This is a genomic window from Sphingomonas kyeonggiensis (assembly GCF_014196745.1).
GTDB classification, from domain to species: Bacteria; Pseudomonadota; Alphaproteobacteria; order Sphingomonadales; family Sphingomonadaceae; genus Sphingomonas; species Sphingomonas kyeonggiensis.
Genome location: NZ_JACIEH010000003.1, coordinates 405,348 through 423,059, shown reverse-complemented (window position 1 = coordinate 423,059; position 17,712 = coordinate 405,348). Strand labels below are relative to the sequence as shown.

Sequence of the window (17,712 nt, the reverse complement as noted above, 5' to 3'; positions counted from 1 at the left end):
CCAATCGTTACCGAATCAGTCTTCGGCCGAAACGATCTCGCGGCCGTTATAGTGGCCGCACGAACCGCACAGCACGTGCGGACGCTTCAGCTCGCCACAGTTCGGGCACTCCTGGAACGCCTGGGGCGTCAGGGCGTCATGAGCGCGACGCATGCCACGCCGCGACGGCGAAGTCTTTCTCTTGGGAACGGCCATTTCGGCACCTTCTAACGAAACAAAAGTCAAAATCGCGATACGACTGCACGGCCCAGCGGGCAAGCGACGGAGATACCGGCGCTCGCCGGACCAGCGGACGGTCACGAAAGCGAGTGCGCGCCTATAGCGATTCTTGCGGGCGACGCAAGGGAGTGTAGGGATGCAACGCTAGAGGGGACCCTTATATATGCTGATCCTGCCCGTTACGCTCTGCACTGCCGGCGCCGCCGCCGTGATCAACTTCTGGCTCGGCCTGCGAATCAGCCGGCTGCGACTCACCGAGAAGATCTTCGTCGGCGATGGCGGGGACGACCGACTCGTCCGCCGGATGCGCGCCCAGCTGAACTTCGCCGAATATGTCCCGCTGATTCTCGTGCTGCTCGCCCTGGTGGAGCTCGCCGCCGGCACCAGCATCTGGCTGTGGGGCGTCGGCTTCGCGCTGGTCTTCGGCCGCATCCTCCACGCCTTCGGCATGGACGGCTGGGGCCTGGGCCGCCGAATCGGCATCGCGCTCACCATGCTGACGATGCTCGGCCTCGCCGCCTACGGCATCTATATCGGCAGCCAGTACCAGCAGACGGCACCGACCACCGTCTTCAAGATCGGCCCGAAGACCTAGGCCTTGGCCAGCACCGAATCGGCCACGAACGGATTGGTCTTCCGTTCATGGCCGAAATTGCTGAGAGGACCGTGGCCGGGGACAAACACCGTGTCGTCCCCCAACGGCCAGAGCCGCTCGACGATCGCGTCCAGCAGGTCCTGGTGATTGCCCAGCGGGAAGTCGGTGCGGCCGATCGATCCCTGGAACAGCACGTCGCCGACGGTCGCGAACTTCGATTCGGGATGGTGGAAGACGACGTGGCCCGGCGTGTGGCCGGGACAGTGATAGACGTCGAAGACCAGGTTACCGACCGTGACCTGGTCGCCCTGCTCCAGCCAGCGGTCCGGCTCGAACACCGTGCCGCGGATGCCGTATTTCCGCCCGTCCTCGTCGAGCCGCGAAATCCAGAAGCGATCCGCCTCGTGCGGGCCCTCCAGCGGCACGCCCAGCTCCTCGGCGAACTCGCCGGCCGCGCCGCAATGATCGATATGACCGTGCGTCACCAGAATCTTCTCGATCGTCACGCCCGCCTGCTTCGCGGCGGCGCGCAGCTTGTCGAGGTCGCCGCCGGGATCGACGAACGCGCCCTTCATCGTCTCGGTGCACCACAGGAGCGTGCAATTCTGCTGGAGCGGCGTGACCGGGATCACGGCGGCGCGCATCGGGGGATTGGACATGCCCCCGAGATAGGCGGCGCGCCCGCGTGCGGCAACATGGGCTTGCCGTCGCGGCCAAGCAGTTGCATGCGGGGCTCGGCATGACCCTGCCCGACACTCCCTTTGTCCTGCTCGACGATGCCCGCCCCGGCGGCAGCGCGCGGCTGTTCCATACGCCGCAGGGCGCGGTGCGAGCCGCTTCGCCGGAAGAAGTCGAGCGCGGGTTCAGGGCGATGCGCCTATGGCACGACCACGGTTTCCATCTCGCGGGCTTCTGTTCCTATGAGGCATCGCCGGGAATCGAGCCGCGTGCCGTGACCCAGCGTGGCGATGGGCCCTGCATGTGGTTCGGCATCTTTCCGCACGCGGAGCAGGTCGATGCGGAGGCCCTGCTTCCCGATCCGGCAGGCGCCTGGGCCGGCGCGCCGGTGCCGCGGATCGATGCCGCCGGCTATCGCGCCCAGTTCGATCGCGTCGCCGACTATATAAGGGCCGGCGACCTCTATCAGGCCAACCTCACCTTTCGCGCCGATGTGCCGTTCGCCGGCCACCCCGCCGCGCTCTACGCGCTGATCCGCCGGCGCGCTGCTGCCGGGCACGGCGCGCTGGTGTTCACCGGCAGCCAATGGATCCTGTCCTTCTCGCCCGAGCTGTTCTTCACCTATGACGAAGACGGGATGACGGTACGCCCGATGAAGGGTACCGCGCGGCGCGGCGCCACTGCGGCCGAGGACGATGCGATCGCCGCCGCACTGGCGGCCGATCCCAAACAGCGCGCCGAGAATCTGATGATCGTCGACCTGATGCGCAACGATCTCACGCGTATCGGCTGGCCCGGCACGGTGAAGGTGCCCTCGTTGTTCGAGGTCGAACGCTATCCGACCGTGCACCAGATGGTCTCCACCGTCACTGCCGATCCCGCCGAGGGAATCAGCGCGGTCGAGGCGCTGGAAGGCCTCTTCCCCTGCGGCTCGGTCACCGGCGCGCCCAAGCTGCGCGCGATGGAAGTGATCGCCGAAGTCGAGCATGGCCCGCGCGGCATCTATACCGGGGCGATCGGCGCGATCGCTTCCGACGGCGATGCGCACTTCAACGTGGCTATCCGCACCTTGACCATAGAAGAGGGGGCGACACGCGCGCTGCTCGGGTTAGGATCGGGCGTGGTCGCTGATTCGAACGCCGTCGAGGAATGGGACGAGTGCCTGGCCAAGGGCGCCTTCGTCACGTCTGGTGAGGCACCCTTCGACCTGATCGAGACGATGCGCTTCGATCCGCTTGCCGGCCTGCCCCTGCTCGAACGCCATCTGGCGCGGATGAAGGCGAGTGCCCGGACCTTCGCCTTCGAGTTCGACCGTCACGAAGCACGCAACGAACTGCAGGCTGCGACCTTCCGCCTTCGCGCACCCGCGCGCGTGCGCCTGCTGCTCGCCCCGTCGGGCGCCATCGCGATCGGTATCGCCCCGCTGCCCGACGCGCCGGCCGGTCCGGTCCAGGTCGCGATCACCCCGCGCGCACTCGCCCGGGACGATTTCCGCCTCGCCCACAAGACCAGCCGCCGCGCCTTCTATGACGAGGCGCGGCGCGACTCCGGTGCGTGGGAAGTGCTGTTCACCGACGCGCAGGGCTATCTCACCGAGGGCAGCTTCACCTCGATCTTCGTCGAGCGCGACGGCACGCTGGTCACCCCGCCACTCGCCCGCGGCCTGCTCCCCGGCGTGCTGCGCGCCGAGCTGATCGAGACGGGCCGCGCGGTGGAGGGCGACCTGCGGCCCGAGGATCTCGCGGGCGGCTTCTATGTCGGCAATGCCCTTCGCGGACTTGTTTCAGCCGTAACGGTTGCGAAAGCCTAGAACGCAGTCCTATAGGCCCGGCGTCTCCCCTCCGGAAAAGGCGCCATTCATGCAGACCTCGGCCGCGCTCAATCGTATCCAGCCCTCCGCCACGCTCGCGATGACGAGCAAGGTGTTCGAGCTGAAGCGCCAGGGGATCGACGTGATTGGCCTCGGCGCCGGCGAGCCCGATTTCGATACGCCCGATTTCGTCAAGGAAGCCGCGATCGAGGCGATCCGCGCGGGCAAGACCAAGTACACCAATGTCGACGGCACGCCCGAGCTGAAGCAGGCGGTCATCGCCAAGTACGCGCGCGACAACGGCCTCACCTATGCCGAGAACCAGATCAGCGTGAACTCGGGCGGCAAGCACACCCTGTTCAACGCCTTCTGCGCGACGATCGACGCCGGTGACGAAGTCGTGATCCCGGCGCCCTATTGGGTCAGCTATCCGGACGTGGTCGAATTCGCCGGCGGCAAGCCGGTCTTCATCTCGGCGGGCGCGGACGCCGGCTACAAGATCAAGCCCGAGCAGCTCGAGGCGGCGATCACCGCCAGGACCAAGTGGGTCGTGCTCAACTCGCCGTCCAACCCGACCGGTGCCGCCTATTCGGCCGCCGAACTCAAGGCGCTGGGCGAAGTGCTCGAGCGGCACCCGCACGTGCTGATCTATGCCGACGACATGTACGAGCACATCCTCTACGACGGCTTCGAATTCGCCACGATCGCGCAGGTCTGCCCGTCGCTCTACGATCGCACGCTGACCGCGAACGGCGTGTCCAAGGCCTATGCGATGACCGGCTGGCGCATCGGCTATGCGGGCGGCCCGGCCTGGCTGATCAAGGCGATGGGCAAGCTCCAGTCGCAGTCGACCTCCAACCCGTCGAGCATCTCGCAGGCGGCCTCGGTCGCCGCGCTGAACGGCGACCAGAGCTTCCTCAAGGAGCGTGTCGACGCCTTCCAGGGCCGCCGCGATCTCGTCGTGTCGATGCTCAACCAGATCAACGGCATGACCTGCCCGCGTCCGGAAGGCGCTTTCTACGTCTATCCCGAGTTCAGCCAGCTGATCGGCAAGACCACGCCCAAGGGCGCGGTGATCACCTCCGACGAGGAAATGGTCGGCTATCTGCTCACCGAGGCGCGGGTCGCGGCGGTGCACGGCGCCGCCTTCGGCTTCTCGCCGGCGCTGCGCATCAGCTACGCCACTTCGGACGCGCTGCTTACCGAAGCATGCACTCGAATTCAGGAAGCCTGCGCGGCCTTGCGCTGAGCCTCGGCGCGTACGACATTGCGGCCATGCTCAAATGGTCGCTCCCCGCTGCCGCGCTCCTTGGAGCCGCGCTGTTCGTTGCCCCTGCGCTCTCGACGGCGGGTGTCGTCGAGCGCGCGGTGCCGGTGCCCGTCCCCACGCTCGACGTGAAGCCGAGCAAGGGCGAGCAGGTTGCCGTTCTTGCCGGCGGCTGCTTCTGGGGCATGGAAGCAGTCTTCCAGTCGGTAAAGGGCGTTCATTCGGTGACGAATGGCTATGCCGGCGGCACCGCGCAGACCGCGACCTATGCCCAGGTCTCCACCGAGAAGACCGGCCATGCCGAGGCGGTGCGCATCGCCTTTGACCCCAAGAAGGTCAGCTACGGCACGCTGCTGCGCGTCTATTTCTCGGTCGCGCACGATCCGACGCAGCTCAACCGCCAATATCCCGATACCGGCCCCAGCTATCGCTCGGCGATCTTCCCGCAGAATGCGGAGCAGCGCCAGGTGGCGGCTGCCTATATCGACCAGCTGACCAAGGCGAAGGCCTTCACAAAGCCGATCGTGACCAAGCTGGAGACCGGCAATTTCTATCCGGCGGAAGCCTTCCACCAGGACTTCTTCTGGCGGAACCCGACCTATCCCTACATCGTGCGCTACGACAAACCGAAGGTGGCGGCGTTTCGGAACGCCTATCCGCTGCTGGTGAATTGACCACGGTTCCCTCTCCCGCTTGCGGGAGAGGGAGAATCCTCAGATCAGCCCCAGCCCGGCCAGCTCGCCCATCAGCGCGGGCGGCAGCTCGTCGAGTCCGGCTCCGGCCTCGCCCAGATCGGCCGGCGCGTCCGCGCCCTCCAGATAGCGCCAGCCCTGATGCGCGCGCTTCGGCCGATTGGCGACCAGGATCAGCCGCGGCTCCATCAGGATCGCGGTGCGCCCACCCTCGGCCTCGCCGAAGCCGACGATCGGGGTGCGGCCGACCAGCTGGTGCTTGAGGATCCAGAACAGCGATCCCTCGCCGCCGATTTCCTCGTGCCGCTTGGGCAGATAGCGCGTGGTCAGCCCCCACACGTCCCCCCGGGAAGCGAGGCGCTGGGCGAGATACTCTACGGAGTCGCAGCCAAAGGCGACCTTGGTCAGATGAAGTGGCACGGCGCTAATCTGGTGCGTGCATTTTGCGTCGGCAAGTACGGTGCCGGCCCGCTCCCCCACCCGGCCACCCATATGATACTGCCGTTGGGTGGCCGGGTGGGGGAGCGGGCTGGAGCGGTTCCCTCAAAGCGCGATCAACCGACCAGTCCGCTCGCGCTGGCGAGTCCAAGGAATGCCAGGAAGCCCATCGAATCGGTGGTCATCGTCACGAAGATCGAGCTGGCCACCGCCGGATCGGCCTTGAGCCGGTCGAGCGTGACCGGCACGACCACGCCGGCCAGTCCCGCGATGAAGATGTTGGTCATCATCGCCGCGGCGATCACGCCGCCCAGGGCGGCATGGTGATAGAACAGTCCCACCGCGGTGCCGATCACGATCGCCACGGTCACGCCGTTGAGCAGCGCGATCGAGATCTCGCGCTGGATAGCGCGCAGCGTGTTGGACTGGGTCAGCTGGTTGGTGGCGAGCGCACGCACCGTCACCGCCATGGTCTGGGTACCGGCATTGCCGCCCACGCCGGCGACGATCGGCATCAGCGCGGCCAGCGCCACCATCTTCTGGATCGTGCCTTCGAACAGGCTGATGATCGTCGCCGCGACCAGCGCAGTGAGCAGGTTGGTCAGCAGCCAGCGCACCCGGCCCTTGTACGAATCGATCACCGGCTCGTTGATGTCGCCTTCGCCGGCACCCGAGAGTAGCAGCGCATCCTCGCCCGCCTCCTCGGAGATGATATGGACGATGTCGTCCACCGTGATCATGCCGACCAGCCGGCCATTGGGATCGATCACGGCGGCGGAGATCAGCGCGTACTTCTGGAAGCGCAGCGCCACTTCCTCCTGGTCCATGTCGACCGGGATCAGCGTCTGCTCGCGCTTCATCACATCGCCCATCGAGACGACGCGGGGCGTGCGCAGGATCCAGGAGAGCGCACAGGTGCCCACCGGCTTGTGGGAGGGATCGACGACGAAGATTTCCCAGAAGTCGGTGGCGAGATCCTCGTTCTTGCGGAGATAGTCGAGGACGTCGCCGACGCTCCAGTGCTCGGGCACCGCGATCAGCTCGCGCTGCATCAGGCGGCCGGCGGATTCCTCGGGATAGGAAAGCGCTTCCTCGATCGCGGCGCGGTCGTCGGGGTCGAGCGCGCGCAGCACCTCGCGCTGGTCCTCGACGTCCATGTCCTCGATGATCGCGACGGCGTCGTCGGTATCGAGCTCGGCGGCGATGTCCGCCACCTGGGTGGCGGTGAGCGATTCGACCAGGGCCTCGCGTACCCAGTCGTTCATCTCGGCGAGCACGTCGCCATCGATCAGGTCGGCGATCGCGCTGACCAGCGCGGCGCGGTCCTCGGACGGCGCGAGCTCGACCAGGTCGGCGATGTCCGCGGGGTGGAGCGGCTCGGCCAGCGCGTGCGCCCGGGCGGAGTCGCCGTCGTGCACCGCGTCCAGCACCGCGTCGACGAACTGCGGCCGCAGCCGGTCGTCCTCGTCGAGCTGGGGCTCGGGGACCATGCTATCTGCTTGAAGTTCGGTCTCGCTCAAGGTTCGACCTCCCTGTTTGGCCCCGCTCCCGCCGCTGCCACCCTCTCCGCCGATTTGCAAGTCGCCCCGCGCGCCACTAGGTGCGGTGCAAAGCCTTCTCAGGAGTAATCTTCGTGTCCGAACCCACCAAGCTCGTCATGACCCTCGACACCGGCGACGTGCACATCCAGCTGCGCCCCGACCTCGCCCCCCAGCATGTCGAGCGCATCGCCACCCTCGCCGACGAGGGCTTCTATGACGGCGTCGTGTTCCACCGCGTGATCGACGGTTTCATGGCCCAGGGCGGCGACCCCACCGGCACCGGCATGAGCGGCTCGAGCCTGCCCAACCTGCCGGCCGAGTTCAGCCGCGAGCCGCACGTCCGCGGCGTCTGCTCGATGGCCCGCACGATGGATCCGAACAGCGCCAACTCGCAGTTCTTCATCTGCCTCGACGACGCGACCTTCCTCGACGGCCAGTACACCGTCTGGGGCGTGGTCACCGAGGGCATGGAGCATGTCGACGCGCTGCCGAAGGGCGAGCCGCCGCGCACCCCGGGCAAGATCGTCAAGGCCCGCACCGAGGCCTGATCGCACGAAGAGCCCCTCCCGATGCGGAGGGGCTTTTTGTATCAGGCGACCCGATCGGCTTCGAGCACGTCGATCAGCCAGTCGTGGAACAGCTTGACCGGCCGCGTGGTCAGCGCGCGCGGGCGGCAGACGAACCAGTAGCTGTAGTCGCTGTCCACGGTCAGGTCGAAGAGCTGGACCAGCCGCTCGTCGCGCGCCGCCTCGAAATGCGATTCGAGCATGAAGGCGACGCCCAGGCCCTGTGCGGCGGCCTCGAGCATAAGCGTACCCGAATCGAAATGGTCGATCGCCGCGGGCTCGATCTCCTGCTCGGAAAGCCCCGCCGCCGCGCGCCAGGCGGTGAAGGTGTCCGCCATGTCACGGTGCACCAGCGCCGTCAGCTTCGACAATTGCTCCGGCCGGGTGATCGGGTCCGATCCTTCGAGCAGCGAGCGCGCGCCGATCACATAGACCCGGTTGCGGTCCAGCCGCTTGGCGTAGAGCGTCGGATCGATGTCGCGCGCCACGACGATCGCCGCATCGAGCCCGTCGCCCAGCCGCGCCACCGCATGGCCGCCGGTATCGACGTCGAGATGCAGCTCGGGATGCCTGCGCTTCAGGTCGCCCATGTGCGGCATCAGCCGCTGCGTCGCGAACAGCGGCAACAGGCCGAGGCGCAGGCGCAGCAGCTCGGTGCCGCTGGTCATCGTCTCGACCGCATCGGCCATGGTGTCGAGCGCCGGGGCGATCATGCCGAGCAGCCGGTCGCCGTCGTCGTTGAGCTTCAGCGCCTGGTGGCGCCGCTCGAACAGCGGCTTGCCGATGAACCGCTCGAGCGCCTGGACACGGCGGCTCAGCGCCGGCGAGGAAAGCGCGAGCTCTTCCGCCGCGGCCTTGATCGAGCCCAGCCGGGCCACCTGCACGAATGCCTCGATTGCCGTCAGGGGAGGAAGTCGTCGCATTCCGCTCTCTTTTTGTTGCGCTGCGTCATTATCCTTGGCGCGGGTTTCGCCCCACGCCAATGCCCTTTTGGGTGTTGGCCATATATCGCTCTTGTTATTCGCGATTGCAAGTTGTGCACGCGTTAATGTTTCTTTTCGCACTTGCACAAAAACCGGCCGCACTGCACAAAGCACGTGCCTTTCAGGCATCCTCTCCTAAAACTTTCCCGGCCGGTCCTCGCGATCGGCCTTTTTTTTGCCCGTGCGAATCGCCCGCCCATAGCCGAGCGCCAGGCGCCGGGCCGAACGCGCCGTTGCGGCGAGGAAATCCGCACCCCATGTTCCCGCCACAACGCCTGCGGAGAACAGAAACATGGCGGACGAAGAAGCGCAGCCGATCAAGCTGCAAGTTGCCAATGCCCGGCCCGAGGACAGCGGCCGTGGCCTCGCGCATCTGCCGCGCGCGCTGATGGCGCGGCTCGGCCTGACCGAGGGCGATGTGATCGAGATCGTCGGCAAGCGCGCCACCCCCGCGCTCGCCGTGCTGCCCTATGCCGAGGACGAGGGCCTCGAACTTCTGCGCATCGACGGCCTCCAGCGCGCCAATGCCGGCGTCGGCTCGGGCGATTTCGTCGAGGTGCGCAAGGCCGCGTCCAAGCCCGCCACCCGCGTGGTGTTCGCGCCCGCCCAGCAGAATCTGCGCCTCCAGGGCAGCGGCGAGGCGCTGAAGCGCGTCTTCTTCCAGCGCCCGCTGGTGCAGGGCGACGTCGTCGCCACTGCCGGCCAGCAGCGCGCCGACATTCCGCCCCAGGTCGCCCAGTTCCTCCGCGCGCCGGCCTATGCGCTGCAGGAGATCCGCCTCACCGTGGTCTCGGCCACGCCGAAGGGCATCGTCCATATCGACGAGAATACCGAGGTCGAGCTGCGCCCCGAATATGAGGAAGCCACGGGCGATGCCCGCCGCGCCGACGTCACCTATGACGATATCGGCGGCATGGCCGGCACGATCGACCAGCTCCGCGAGATGGTCGAGCTGCCGCTGCGCTATCCCGAGCTGTTCCAGCGCCTGGGCGTCGATCCGCCCAAGGGCGTGCTGCTCCATGGCCCGCCCGGCACCGGCAAGACGCGGCTCGCCCGCGCCGTCGCCAATGAATCGGACGCGCAGTTCTTCCTGATCAACGGGCCCGAGATCATGGGCTCGGCCTATGGCGAGTCGGAAGGCCGCCTGCGCCAGATCTTCGAGGAAGCGGCCAAGGCCGCGCCGTCGATCGTCTTCATCGACGAGATCGATTCGATCGCGCCCAAGCGCGGCCAGGTCTCGGGCGAGGCGGAGAAGCGCCTCGTCGCCCAGTTGCTCACGCTGATGGACGGGCTCGAATCGCGCGCCAATATCGTGGTGATCGCGGCGACCAACCGCCCCGATGCGATCGACGAGGCGCTGCGCCGCCCCGGCCGGTTCGACCGCGAGATCGTCGTCGGCGTGCCGGACGAGCGCGGCCGCCGCGAGATCCTCGGCATCCACACCCGCGGCATGCCGCTCGGCGACAAGGTCGATCTCGGCGAGCTGGCCAGCACCACCTATGGCTTTGTCGGTGCCGATCTGTCCGCGCTCGCCCGCGAGGCCGCGATCGAGGCGGTGCGCCGGATCATGCCCAAGCTCGACCTGGAGAAGGGCACGATCCCACCCGAGGTGCTCGACACGCTGGCCGTCACGCGTGAAGACTTCCTGGAAGCGCTCAAGCGGGTCCAGCCTTCGGCGATGCGCGAAGTGATGGTCGAGGCGCCGCGCGTCCGCTGGGAAGATGTCGGCGGGCTCGACGATGCCCAGATGCGCCTCAAGGAAGGCGTCGAGCTGCCGCTCAAGGATCCCGACGCGTTCCGTCGCCTCGGCATCCGCCCGGCCAAGGGCTTCCTGCTCTATGGGCCACCGGGCACCGGCAAGACGTTGCTCGCCAAGGCCGTCGCGCGCGAGGCGGAGGCGAACTTCATCGCCACCAAGTCGAGCGACCTGCTCAGCAAATGGTACGGTGAATCCGAGCAGCAGATCGCCCGGCTGTTCGCCCGTGCCCGCCAGGTCGCGCCCTGTGTGATCTTCATCGACGAGCTCGATTCGCTGGTGCCGGCGCGCGGCGGCGGCCTGGGCGAGCCCCAGGCGACCGAGCGTGTGGTCAACACGATCCTGTCCGAGATGGACGGGCTCGAGGAACTGCAGTCGGTGGTGGTGATCGGTGCCACGAACCGCCCGAACCTGATCGACCCGGCGCTGCTCCGCCCGGGCCGGTTCGACGAGCTGGTCTATGTCGGCGTGCCCGATGCTGCCGGCCGCGAGCGCATCCTGCGGATCCAGACCGCGAAGATGCCGCTGGCACCCGACGTCGATCTCAAGGCGGTCGCCGAGCAGACCGAGCGCTATACCGGCGCCGACCTGGAGGACGTGGTCCGCCGCGCCGGCCTGGTCGCGCTGCGCCAGTCGCTCCAGACCAAGGAAGTGACCCAGGCGCACTTCGAAGCGGCCCTCGCCGATTCGCGCGCCACGGTCACGCCCGAGATGGAGAGCGAATATCAGGCGATGTCGGGCCGGCTGAAGCAGCAGGCCTCTGCAATCCAGCCGCTGGGGTTCATCGCCCCCGGCATGCTGCAGGGCCGCGGCCCCAAGGGCTCGGATTAAAGTTCTTCACGTCACCCCGCGAAAGCGGGGCCCATCTCCTGCGCTTTCGGCAAACGCACCGGTGCGTAAGTGGATAGTCCGGGAGATGGGTCCCCGCTTTCGCGGGGATGGCGGCAGTTACTGGTCCTCAGCCTTTGTCCGCGTCGCCGCCCAGGCATAAACCAGCAGACATCCCAGCGCGCCCGCCGCGGTCAAGTACGGCAGCGGCCGCCACAGCTCGTACAGCCCCACCCCGATCGACGGCCCCAGTACGAACGCCGCGCCGTTCACCGAAGTGACCTTGCCCGCCACCGATCCCTGCGCTTCCGCTCCCACCCCCAGCGAAGCGCCGGCGGTGAAGCCCGGCCGGGCGAAGCCCATGCCGAGCGCGGTCAGCGCATAGCCGAGCGCGATGCCGTAGAGCGTCGTCGCGGTGCCGGTCGCGATACAGCCCACCGCCCCCAGCCCCGCCCCTACCAGAACCAGCGCGCGCGGGCGCAGGTCGAGCATCGGGATCAGCCCCCATTGGGCGAGCAGCGATGCGCCGGCGCCGATCATCAGCACCAGGCCAGTCGGCTGCAGCGCCTCGACCGGCGGCAGGTGCATCCGGTCGATGATCAGGAAACCGATGGCTTGGCCGGTCATCGCCTGGGCATGGCCGATGATCAGCCCGGCGACGATCCAGGCGCGGATGCGCGGATCGAAGTAGCGGACATTCTCGTTGGTCTCGTCGGCGGTGGCGGCGGTCACCGTCGCGCCGGTGCCCTGTCCGCCGATCGAGGGATAGGAGATCGCCGCGCCATGCTCGTTGCCCTCGTCCTTGGGCAGGCCCCGGGCGGCGGCGATCCAGATCACCACGCCGATCGCGCTCGCGGCAAAGGCGGGACCGGCCAGACCGATCAGCGGCCCGCCCGGCCAGAGATGCCCCATCACCAGATAGGGTGCGATCGCCGGACCCAGGATCGTGCCCAGCCCGAAGGCCGAGGCGAGCAGGGTCAGCGCCTGGGTCCGCTCCTCGCGGCTGGTCCGGCCGGCGACGATCGCCTGCACTGCCGGCGGCGCCGCCGATCCGAAGGTGCCGTAGATCACGCGCCCGGCGACAAAGGCGATGAAGGTCGCCACCGGGCCCAGCCAGCCATTGATCCCCAGCGCCAGGCACAGCCCGCACAGCCCCAGCGACACGGTGAAGCCGGCAATGCCGACCAGCACCATCGCGCGGCGCCCGTGCCGGTCTGATCGGTTGGCCCAGAACGGCGCGGCGATCACCCAGAGCAGGGCGGAGACCGAGAAGACCGCAGCGACCGCGCTGTCCGGCGCATGGAGCGAACGCCCAAGCGCCGGCAGCACCGATTGCAGCGCGGTATTGCCCGCCGCGATGACGAGCATGACGGTGAACAGCAGCCCGAAGGTGCCGTCGACCCGCCGGAACTTCACGGCCGCGCCCAGCTGTAGCTGCGCCCGATCTCGGCGACGTGGAGCATGTACCATCTATACCAGCGCCCGCGGCCCATTTCCCGGGTCTCCGCATGTTCGGGATGCTTGCGCCAGGCGACGGCACTGGCCTCGTCCGCCCAGTAGCTGATCGTGATCGCCTGGCCCTCGGCGCTGCCGACATGGTCGACGCCGCGATAGCCGGGCTGCTCGGCGGCGAGCGCGTCCATCGCCGCAGCGGCGACGGCATAGCCCTCCGGGTCGTCCCCGGTGCGCTCGGAAATGAACATGACGGCGGTTTGCCCGCTCCGATCCTCTGCCATGGCCCACTCGATTAGGCGCTTTGGAAGGTTACGCAACCCGCCCCAATTCCGTCATCCCGGCGAAAGCCGGGATCTCATGCGGCGGGCGCGCGCAGTTGGCCCGAGATCCCGACTTCCGTCGGGATGACGGGTGCGGCTAAGGCACCCGTCATGATCACCGATTGGCATTTCTACGCGCTCGCCGTCCCCGCGGTGATCCTGCTGGGCCTCAGCAAGGGCGGGTTCGCCGGCATGGGGGCGCTTTCGCTCCCGCTGCTCGCCTTCGCGATCGATCCGGTCCGCGCCGCCGCGATCACCCTGCCGATCCTGATCGCGCAGGACGTGGTCGGCGTCTGGGCGTTCCGCCGCACGGTGGACTGGCGGCTGCTCGGCTGGATGCTGCCCGGCTCGATGCTCGGCATCGCGCTCGGCTACTGGTTCGCCGCCAGCGTCTCCTCGGCGGCGGTGATGGCGATGGTCGGCGCGATCTCGATCCTGTTCGGTGCCTATCGGCTCTGGGCCGCGCGCAACGCAGCGCCCAAGGACACCGCGCGCTGGCCCGACTGGATCGGCTCGCTGTTCGGCATCGCCTCGGGCTTCACCAGCCAGATCGCCCATGCCGGCCAGCCGCCCTTCCAGCTCTGGGTGCTACCCCGCAACCTGCCCCGCGACATCCTCGTCGGCACCACCGCGATCTTCTTCGCCGCGACCAACTGGATCAAGGTGCCGGCCTATCTCGCGCTCGGCCAGTTCACCCCGGCCAACCTCATGACCTCGGCCGCGATGCTGCCGCTCGCCCTGGTCTCCACCGTTGCCGGCGTATGGCTGGTGCGCAAGGTCGACGCAGCGCGCTTCTACACCGCGATCTACGTGCTGATGATCCTGGTCGGCATCGCCCTCGTCGCCGAGGCGCTCCGCTAGGGCTTCCAATGTAGGATTTCGCGTGTTCTGGTCTTTCACATGACCAGCGCCGCGCCTTGCCTCCGTTTCCCACGGCGGCGCGGCGAAAGCGGCAAAGTGAAGGAATGTTGGTCGACTCCCTTCACTTTGCCGACAAGGAAATCAGTCGAACAGCGACGAAACCGAGCTTTCATCGGCGATCCGCTTGATCGCCTCGGCGAGCAGCGGCGCGATCGTCAGGTGGCGGATCTTGCTGCTCTCGGCGATCACCGCATGGTTGCCGATCGAGTCGGTGATGACCAGCTCCGCCAGCGCCGAGCCGTCCACGCGGGCAACGGCGCCGCCCGAAAGCACGCCGTGCGTGCAATATGCGACCACGTCCTCGGCACCCGCCGCCTTCAGCGCCGCCGCGGCGTTGCACAAAGTGCCGGCCGAATCGACGATGTCGTCGATCAGGATGCAGAAGCGCCCTTCGACATTGCCGATGATGTTCATCACTTCCGATTCACCCGGGCGCTCGCGGCGCTTGTCGACGATGGCGAGCGGCGCGTTCTCGAGCCGCTTGGCCAGCGCGCGGGCACGGACCACGCCGCCCACGTCGGGGGAGACCACCATCCACTTCTTGTCGGGGAAGCGGCTGTGGATGTCCGCGCTCATCACCGGTGCGGCGAAGAGGTTGTCGGTCGGGATGTCGAAGAAGCCCTGGATCTGCCCGGCGTGCAGGTCGACCGAGAGGACGCGGTCGGCGCCGGCGGTGGTCACCAGGTTGGCGACCAGCTTGGCCGAGATCGGGGTGCGCGGACCGGGCTTACGGTCCTGGCGGGCATAGCCGAAATAGGGGAGCACCGCGGTGATGCGCTTGGCCGATGCGCGCTTCAGCGCGTCGACCATGATCAGCATCTCCATCAGATTGTCGTTCGCCGGATAGCTGGTCGACTGCATCACGAAGACGTCCTCGCCGCGGACATTCTCGAGGATCTCGACAAAGATCTCCTCGTCGGCGAAGCGGCGGACATTCGCCTGGGTCAGCGGAATCTCGAGATACTCCGCGATCGCCTTGGCGAGCGGCGCGTTCGAATTGCCGGCCAACAGTTTCATCGAATTATCTCCCGCGTTCCCTCCCGGCCCCTTTGTCAGCCGATTCCCGGCGGGGCAAGACGGGGAAGTGCTTATACACGGCTAATGCACCGGTGGCGTGGCTTTCACGGCACGGCTAAGGGCAGCGCATGACCGTCACCACCCGCTTCGCGCCGAGCCCCACCGGCACGCTCCATGTCGGCAACCTGCGCACCGCGCTCCACAACTGGATGTTCGCGCAGAAGCAGGGCGGCCGCTTCCTGCTGCGCATCGACGACACCGATGCCGAACGCTCGGAAGAGGCGTTCGTCGACGCGATCCGCACCGACCTCGCCTGGCTGGGCCTGAACCCCGATGGCGAGGAACGCCAGTCGGCCCGTTTCGATCGCTACGAAGTGCGCTTCGAGGAGCTGAAGGCCGCCGGCCGGGTCTATCCGGCGTACGAGACCGCGCAGGAGCTCGAGCTCAAGCGCAAGGTGCTGCTCGGTCGCGGCCTTCCCCCGGTCTATGACCGCGCCGCGCTGGCCCTCACCGACGAAGATCGAGCGAAGCTGGAAGCCGAGGGCATCCGTCCGCACTGGCGCTTCCGGCTCGACCATGACGCCATGATCGAGTGGGACGATCTGGTCCGTGGCCCGCAGCGCTTCGACCCGAAGACCATGTCGGACCCGGTGGTCCGACGAGCCGATGGCAGCTGGCTCTACCTGCTCCCGTCGGTGATCGACGATATCGACATGGACATCACCCATGTCGTGCGCGGCGAGGATCACGTCTCGAACACCGCGACCCAGCTCCAGATGTTCGCGGCGCTCGGCGCCGAGGCACCCCGCTTCGCCCATGAAGCGCTGCTCACCGGCGCCGAGGGCAAGCTCTCCAAGCGGCTCGGCTCGCTCGGCATCGCCCATTTCCGGGAGATCGGCATCGAACCCCAGGCGCTGATCGCCCTGCTCGCCCGGCTCGGCACCAGCGATCCCGTCGAGCCTTTCGTCGATCCGGCGCCGTTGATCGAGAGCTTCGACTTCGCCCGCTTCGGCCGCGCACCGGCGCGCTTCGACGAGGAGGAACTGGCCCAGCTCAACGCCCGCATCGTCCACCAGCTCGATTATGAAGCAGTGAAGGACCGCCTCCGTGCCGGCATGACCGAGGCGGGCTGGGACGCGATCCGCCCCAATCTCTCCACTATCGCCGAGGCGGCGGACTGGTGGAGCGTGGTCGAGGGCCCGATCGCCGCCACCATCGCCGAGGAGGACCGCCCCTTCCTCGCCCAGGCCGCCGATATCGCCGCGACGCTGGACTGGTCCAATCCCTGGCCGGCCCTCACCGGCGCTCTCAAGGAAGCCACCGGCCGCAAGGGCCGCACGCTGTTCCTGCCGCTGCGACTCGCGCTGACCGGGCGCGAGCACGGTCCCGACATGGCCGCGCTCCTCCCCCTGATCGGCAAGGAAAATGCCCTGGTCCGTCTCCGCAGCGGCTGATTCGGGAACTATTTACCCCGTGTATGTAATGTTGTATCATCACTGCAGTCGGCCGTCAGACCGACCTTGGAGATGGAGTGCAACGCCATGTACGCTGAACATCGCTACCAGCCCCAGCAATCGCGCGTCGCGAGCATCGGGGCGTCGCTGCTCATCAGCGGCGCGATCATCACCGGGATGATCTATTCGGCGCCGAACATCGCCCGGATCCTGATCAATGATCCGATCGAGACCTATAATGTCCGCGAGACGGTTCCCCCGCCGCCGATCGAGCCGCCCAAGCTGCAGCCCAAGGTCGAGGCGAAGACCCCGACCCAGCCACTGCCCACGGTACCCGATACGATCGTCAAGACCGACAGCCGGCTCACGATGGAGACCACCAAGGACATCCCGCCGGTCCAGCCCGAGATCACCAAGCCCGTCGAGCCCGGCCCGCCCGTGATCGTCGAGCCGGCCAAGCCGCTCCCGCCGTTCGTGGGCGCCCGACGCGATCCGCGCTACGCCGAAGCCTTCCAGCCCAACTACCCCGCCTCCGAACTGCGCGCCCAGCGCGACGGTCGCGTCTCGGTCCGGGTGCTGGTCAGCGCCGATGGCCGGGTGAAAGCGGTCGAGCAGGTCAGCGCCACCAGCCAGGCCTTTTTCGAGGCGACCCGCCAGCAGGCCCTGTCCAAATGGCGGTTCAAGCCGGCAACGCGCGGCGGGGTGGCCGAGGAAAGCTGGATGACGCTGAGCGTCACGTTTCAGATCAAGGACCAGTAAGGGGACTTGATGGTGCGCGGGGGCTGGCTCTCGGGCCCCCGCGCGCCTATCTTCACCGGCAAGATGAGCTACCTCCAGAGATTCAACCCCCTGCGCGCCTTTGGCGATTTCCGGCGCTGGCTTGCCACCCGCAAGCCGTACGAGCTGTGGTTCATGATCCTCGCCATGGCGGTCACGCTGGTGATTCTTTACATGTTCGTGAAGGATTCGAACGTCGAGACGCCGTACAAGCGCGACATCATCTATGTGCAGCAATGGCGGCTCGATCGCAGCGATGCCGACATCAAGGCGCAGCAGGCCAAGGACCTGCCCGAGGAACAGAAGCGCAGGGCCGCGTTCGAGGCCGCGCAGAAGAAGCGCCAGGCCGAATTCAAGAAATATGACGATTGGCTGACCCAGCACGGCTTCTGAGC

General features: G+C 67.5%; 19 protein-coding genes. 10 read left to right on the top strand and 9 right to left on the bottom strand.

Annotation, left to right across the window (positions count from 1 at the left end; translation table 11 throughout):
* Positions 1–15: 15 nt before the first annotated feature.
* Positions 16–195 carry a 50S ribosomal protein L32 gene (gene rpmF / locus GGR46_RS17175; RefSeq protein ID WP_137862863.1) on the bottom strand — a complete coding sequence of 60 codons (180 nt, stop codon included), beginning with the start codon at positions 193–195 and terminating at the stop codon, positions 16–18.
* A gap of 187 nt (positions 196–382) precedes the next feature.
* On the opposite strand from rpmF, the gene GGR46_RS17170 reads away from it, so the two are divergent.
* The gene (locus GGR46_RS17170; protein WP_183999247.1) at positions 383–814 is read left to right on the top strand and encodes an MAPEG family protein; all 432 of its coding nucleotides are present in this window, start codon (positions 383–385) and stop codon (positions 812–814) included.
* Here the strand turns inward: GGR46_RS17170 and GGR46_RS17165 are convergent.
* Positions 811–1,473, bottom strand: coding sequence for an MBL fold metallo-hydrolase (locus GGR46_RS17165; protein ID WP_183999246.1), 663 nt, complete (start codon positions 1,471–1,473; stop codon positions 811–813). The two genes, GGR46_RS17170 and GGR46_RS17165, sit on opposite strands and share 4 nt — an antisense overlap.
* Before the next feature lie 80 nt (positions 1,474–1,553).
* Between GGR46_RS17165 and pabB the strand changes: the two genes are divergently transcribed.
* From pabB to msrA, 3 genes are read left to right on the top strand one after another with little or no spacing between them, the layout of a single operon-like run.
* Positions 1,554–3,302, top strand: a complete 1,749-nt coding sequence (pabB, locus tag GGR46_RS17160; RefSeq protein WP_183999245.1) for an aminodeoxychorismate synthase component I — start codon at positions 1,554–1,556, stop codon at positions 3,300–3,302.
* Positions 3,303–3,351: 49 nt separating this feature from the next.
* The gene (locus GGR46_RS17155; RefSeq protein WP_183999244.1) at positions 3,352–4,551 is read left to right on the top strand and encodes a pyridoxal phosphate-dependent aminotransferase; all 1,200 of its coding nucleotides are present in this window, start codon (positions 3,352–3,354) and stop codon (positions 4,549–4,551) included.
* Between the two features lie 26 nt (positions 4,552–4,577).
* A complete protein-coding gene (gene msrA, locus GGR46_RS17150; protein ID WP_183999243.1) occupies positions 4,578–5,243 on the top strand; it encodes a peptide-methionine (S)-S-oxide reductase MsrA in 666 nt (221 codons plus the stop codon).
* A 39-nt stretch (positions 5,244–5,282) separates the two neighbouring features.
* Here the strand turns inward: msrA and GGR46_RS17145 are convergent, their stop codons facing one another.
* On the bottom strand, positions 5,283–5,681 hold the full coding sequence (locus tag GGR46_RS17145) for a DUF1489 family protein (protein WP_183999242.1): 399 nt from the start codon (positions 5,679–5,681) through the stop codon (positions 5,283–5,285).
* Positions 5,682–5,815: 134 nt separating this feature from the next.
* A complete protein-coding gene (gene mgtE / locus GGR46_RS17140) occupies positions 5,816–7,219 on the bottom strand; it encodes a magnesium transporter (protein ID WP_246426200.1) in 1,404 nt (467 codons plus the stop codon).
* Between the two features lie 137 nt (positions 7,220–7,356).
* On the opposite strand from mgtE, the gene GGR46_RS17135 reads away from it, so the two are divergent.
* Positions 7,357–7,788 carry a peptidylprolyl isomerase gene (locus GGR46_RS17135; protein WP_221262900.1) on the top strand — a complete coding sequence of 144 codons (432 nt, stop codon included), beginning with the start codon at positions 7,357–7,359 and terminating at the stop codon, positions 7,786–7,788.
* Positions 7,789–7,829: 41 nt separating this feature from the next.
* Here the strand turns inward: GGR46_RS17135 and GGR46_RS17130 are convergent, their stop codons facing one another.
* Both GGR46_RS17130 and GGR46_RS17125 read right to left on the bottom strand, forming a co-directional pair.
* Positions 7,830–8,729, bottom strand: a complete 900-nt coding sequence (locus GGR46_RS17130; protein ID WP_183999240.1) for a LysR substrate-binding domain-containing protein — start codon at positions 8,727–8,729, stop codon at positions 7,830–7,832.
* A gap of 195 nt (positions 8,730–8,924) precedes the next feature.
* Positions 8,925–9,083: a hypothetical protein gene (locus GGR46_RS17125; protein ID WP_183999239.1), complete on the bottom strand. Its 159-nt coding sequence runs from the start codon at positions 9,081–9,083 to the stop codon at positions 8,925–8,927.
* On the opposite strand from GGR46_RS17125, the gene GGR46_RS17120 reads away from it, so the two are divergent.
* Positions 9,082–11,376, top strand: a complete 2,295-nt coding sequence (locus GGR46_RS17120; RefSeq protein WP_183999238.1) for a CDC48 family AAA ATPase — start codon at positions 9,082–9,084, stop codon at positions 11,374–11,376. The genes GGR46_RS17125 and GGR46_RS17120 overlap by 2 nt on opposite strands.
* Before the next feature lie 117 nt (positions 11,377–11,493).
* On the opposite strand, the gene GGR46_RS17115 is transcribed toward GGR46_RS17120, so the two are convergent.
* Complete coding sequence (locus GGR46_RS17115; RefSeq protein WP_246426256.1) at positions 11,494–12,741, bottom strand: MFS transporter; 1,248 nt, start codon at positions 12,739–12,741, stop codon at positions 11,494–11,496.
* A 44-nt stretch (positions 12,742–12,785) separates the two neighbouring features.
* Complete coding sequence (locus GGR46_RS17110; protein ID WP_183999236.1) at positions 12,786–13,109, bottom strand: antibiotic biosynthesis monooxygenase family protein; 324 nt, start codon at positions 13,107–13,109, stop codon at positions 12,786–12,788.
* Between the two features lie 150 nt (positions 13,110–13,259).
* Here GGR46_RS17110 and GGR46_RS17105 point away from each other — a divergent pair, with 150 nt between their 5' ends.
* Complete coding sequence (locus GGR46_RS17105) at positions 13,260–14,009, top strand: sulfite exporter TauE/SafE family protein (protein WP_183999235.1); 750 nt, start codon at positions 13,260–13,262, stop codon at positions 14,007–14,009.
* A 141-nt stretch (positions 14,010–14,150) separates the two neighbouring features.
* On the opposite strand, the gene GGR46_RS17100 is transcribed toward GGR46_RS17105, so the two are convergent.
* Positions 14,151–15,086, bottom strand: coding sequence for a ribose-phosphate pyrophosphokinase (locus GGR46_RS17100; RefSeq protein WP_183999234.1), 936 nt, complete (start codon positions 15,084–15,086; stop codon positions 14,151–14,153).
* Positions 15,087–15,214: 128 nt separating this feature from the next.
* Here GGR46_RS17100 and gltX point away from each other — a divergent pair, with 128 nt between their 5' ends.
* From gltX to GGR46_RS17085, 3 genes are all read left to right on the top strand, one after another.
* Entirely contained in the window at positions 15,215–16,540 is a 1,326-nt protein-coding gene (gltX, locus tag GGR46_RS17095; RefSeq protein WP_183999233.1) for a glutamate--tRNA ligase, read from the top strand.
* Between the two features lie 87 nt (positions 16,541–16,627).
* Positions 16,628–17,299, top strand: a complete 672-nt coding sequence (locus GGR46_RS17090; RefSeq protein ID WP_183999232.1) for an energy transducer TonB — start codon at positions 16,628–16,630, stop codon at positions 17,297–17,299.
* Positions 17,300–17,362: 63 nt separating this feature from the next.
* Complete coding sequence (locus GGR46_RS17085) at positions 17,363–17,710, top strand: hypothetical protein (RefSeq protein ID WP_183999231.1); 348 nt, start codon at positions 17,363–17,365, stop codon at positions 17,708–17,710.
* Positions 17,711–17,712 lie beyond the last annotated feature (2 nt).

Excerpts from the sequence above, each read along its gene's own strand:
- rpmF (WP_137862863.1), bottom strand. The coding sequence starts at position 195 with ATGGCCGTTCCCAAGAGAAAGACTTCGCCGTCGCGGCGTGGCATGCGT.
- GGR46_RS17170 (WP_183999247.1), top strand. The coding sequence starts at position 383 with ATGCTGATCCTGCCCGTTACGCTCTGCACTGCCGGCGCCGCCGCCGTG.
- GGR46_RS17165 (WP_183999246.1), bottom strand. The coding sequence starts at position 1,473 with ATGTCCAATCCCCCGATGCGCGCCGCCGTGATCCCGGTCACGCCGCTC.
- pabB (WP_183999245.1), top strand. The coding sequence starts at position 1,554 with ATGACCCTGCCCGACACTCCCTTTGTCCTGCTCGACGATGCCCGCCCC.
- GGR46_RS17155 (WP_183999244.1), top strand. The coding sequence starts at position 3,352 with ATGCAGACCTCGGCCGCGCTCAATCGTATCCAGCCCTCCGCCACGCTC.
- msrA (WP_183999243.1), top strand. The coding sequence starts at position 4,578 with ATGCTCAAATGGTCGCTCCCCGCTGCCGCGCTCCTTGGAGCCGCGCTG.
- GGR46_RS17135 (WP_221262900.1), top strand. The coding sequence starts at position 7,357 with ATGACCCTCGACACCGGCGACGTGCACATCCAGCTGCGCCCCGACCTC.
- GGR46_RS17130 (WP_183999240.1), bottom strand. The coding sequence starts at position 8,729 with ATGCGACGACTTCCTCCCCTGACGGCAATCGAGGCATTCGTGCAGGTG.
- GGR46_RS17120 (WP_183999238.1), top strand. The coding sequence starts at position 9,082 with ATGGCGGACGAAGAAGCGCAGCCGATCAAGCTGCAAGTTGCCAATGCC.
- GGR46_RS17125 (WP_183999239.1), bottom strand. The coding sequence starts at position 9,083 with ATGTTTCTGTTCTCCGCAGGCGTTGTGGCGGGAACATGGGGTGCGGAT.
- GGR46_RS17115 (WP_246426256.1), bottom strand. The coding sequence starts at position 12,741 with ATGCTCGTCATCGCGGCGGGCAATACCGCGCTGCAATCGGTGCTGCCG.
- GGR46_RS17110 (WP_183999236.1), bottom strand. The coding sequence starts at position 13,109 with ATGGCAGAGGATCGGAGCGGGCAAACCGCCGTCATGTTCATTTCCGAG.
- GGR46_RS17105 (WP_183999235.1), top strand. The coding sequence starts at position 13,260 with ATGATCACCGATTGGCATTTCTACGCGCTCGCCGTCCCCGCGGTGATC.
- GGR46_RS17100 (WP_183999234.1), bottom strand. The coding sequence starts at position 15,086 with ATGAAACTGTTGGCCGGCAATTCGAACGCGCCGCTCGCCAAGGCGATC.
- gltX (WP_183999233.1), top strand. The coding sequence starts at position 15,215 with ATGACCGTCACCACCCGCTTCGCGCCGAGCCCCACCGGCACGCTCCAT.
- GGR46_RS17090 (WP_183999232.1), top strand. The coding sequence starts at position 16,628 with ATGTACGCTGAACATCGCTACCAGCCCCAGCAATCGCGCGTCGCGAGC.
- GGR46_RS17085 (WP_183999231.1), top strand. The coding sequence starts at position 17,363 with ATGAGCTACCTCCAGAGATTCAACCCCCTGCGCGCCTTTGGCGATTTC.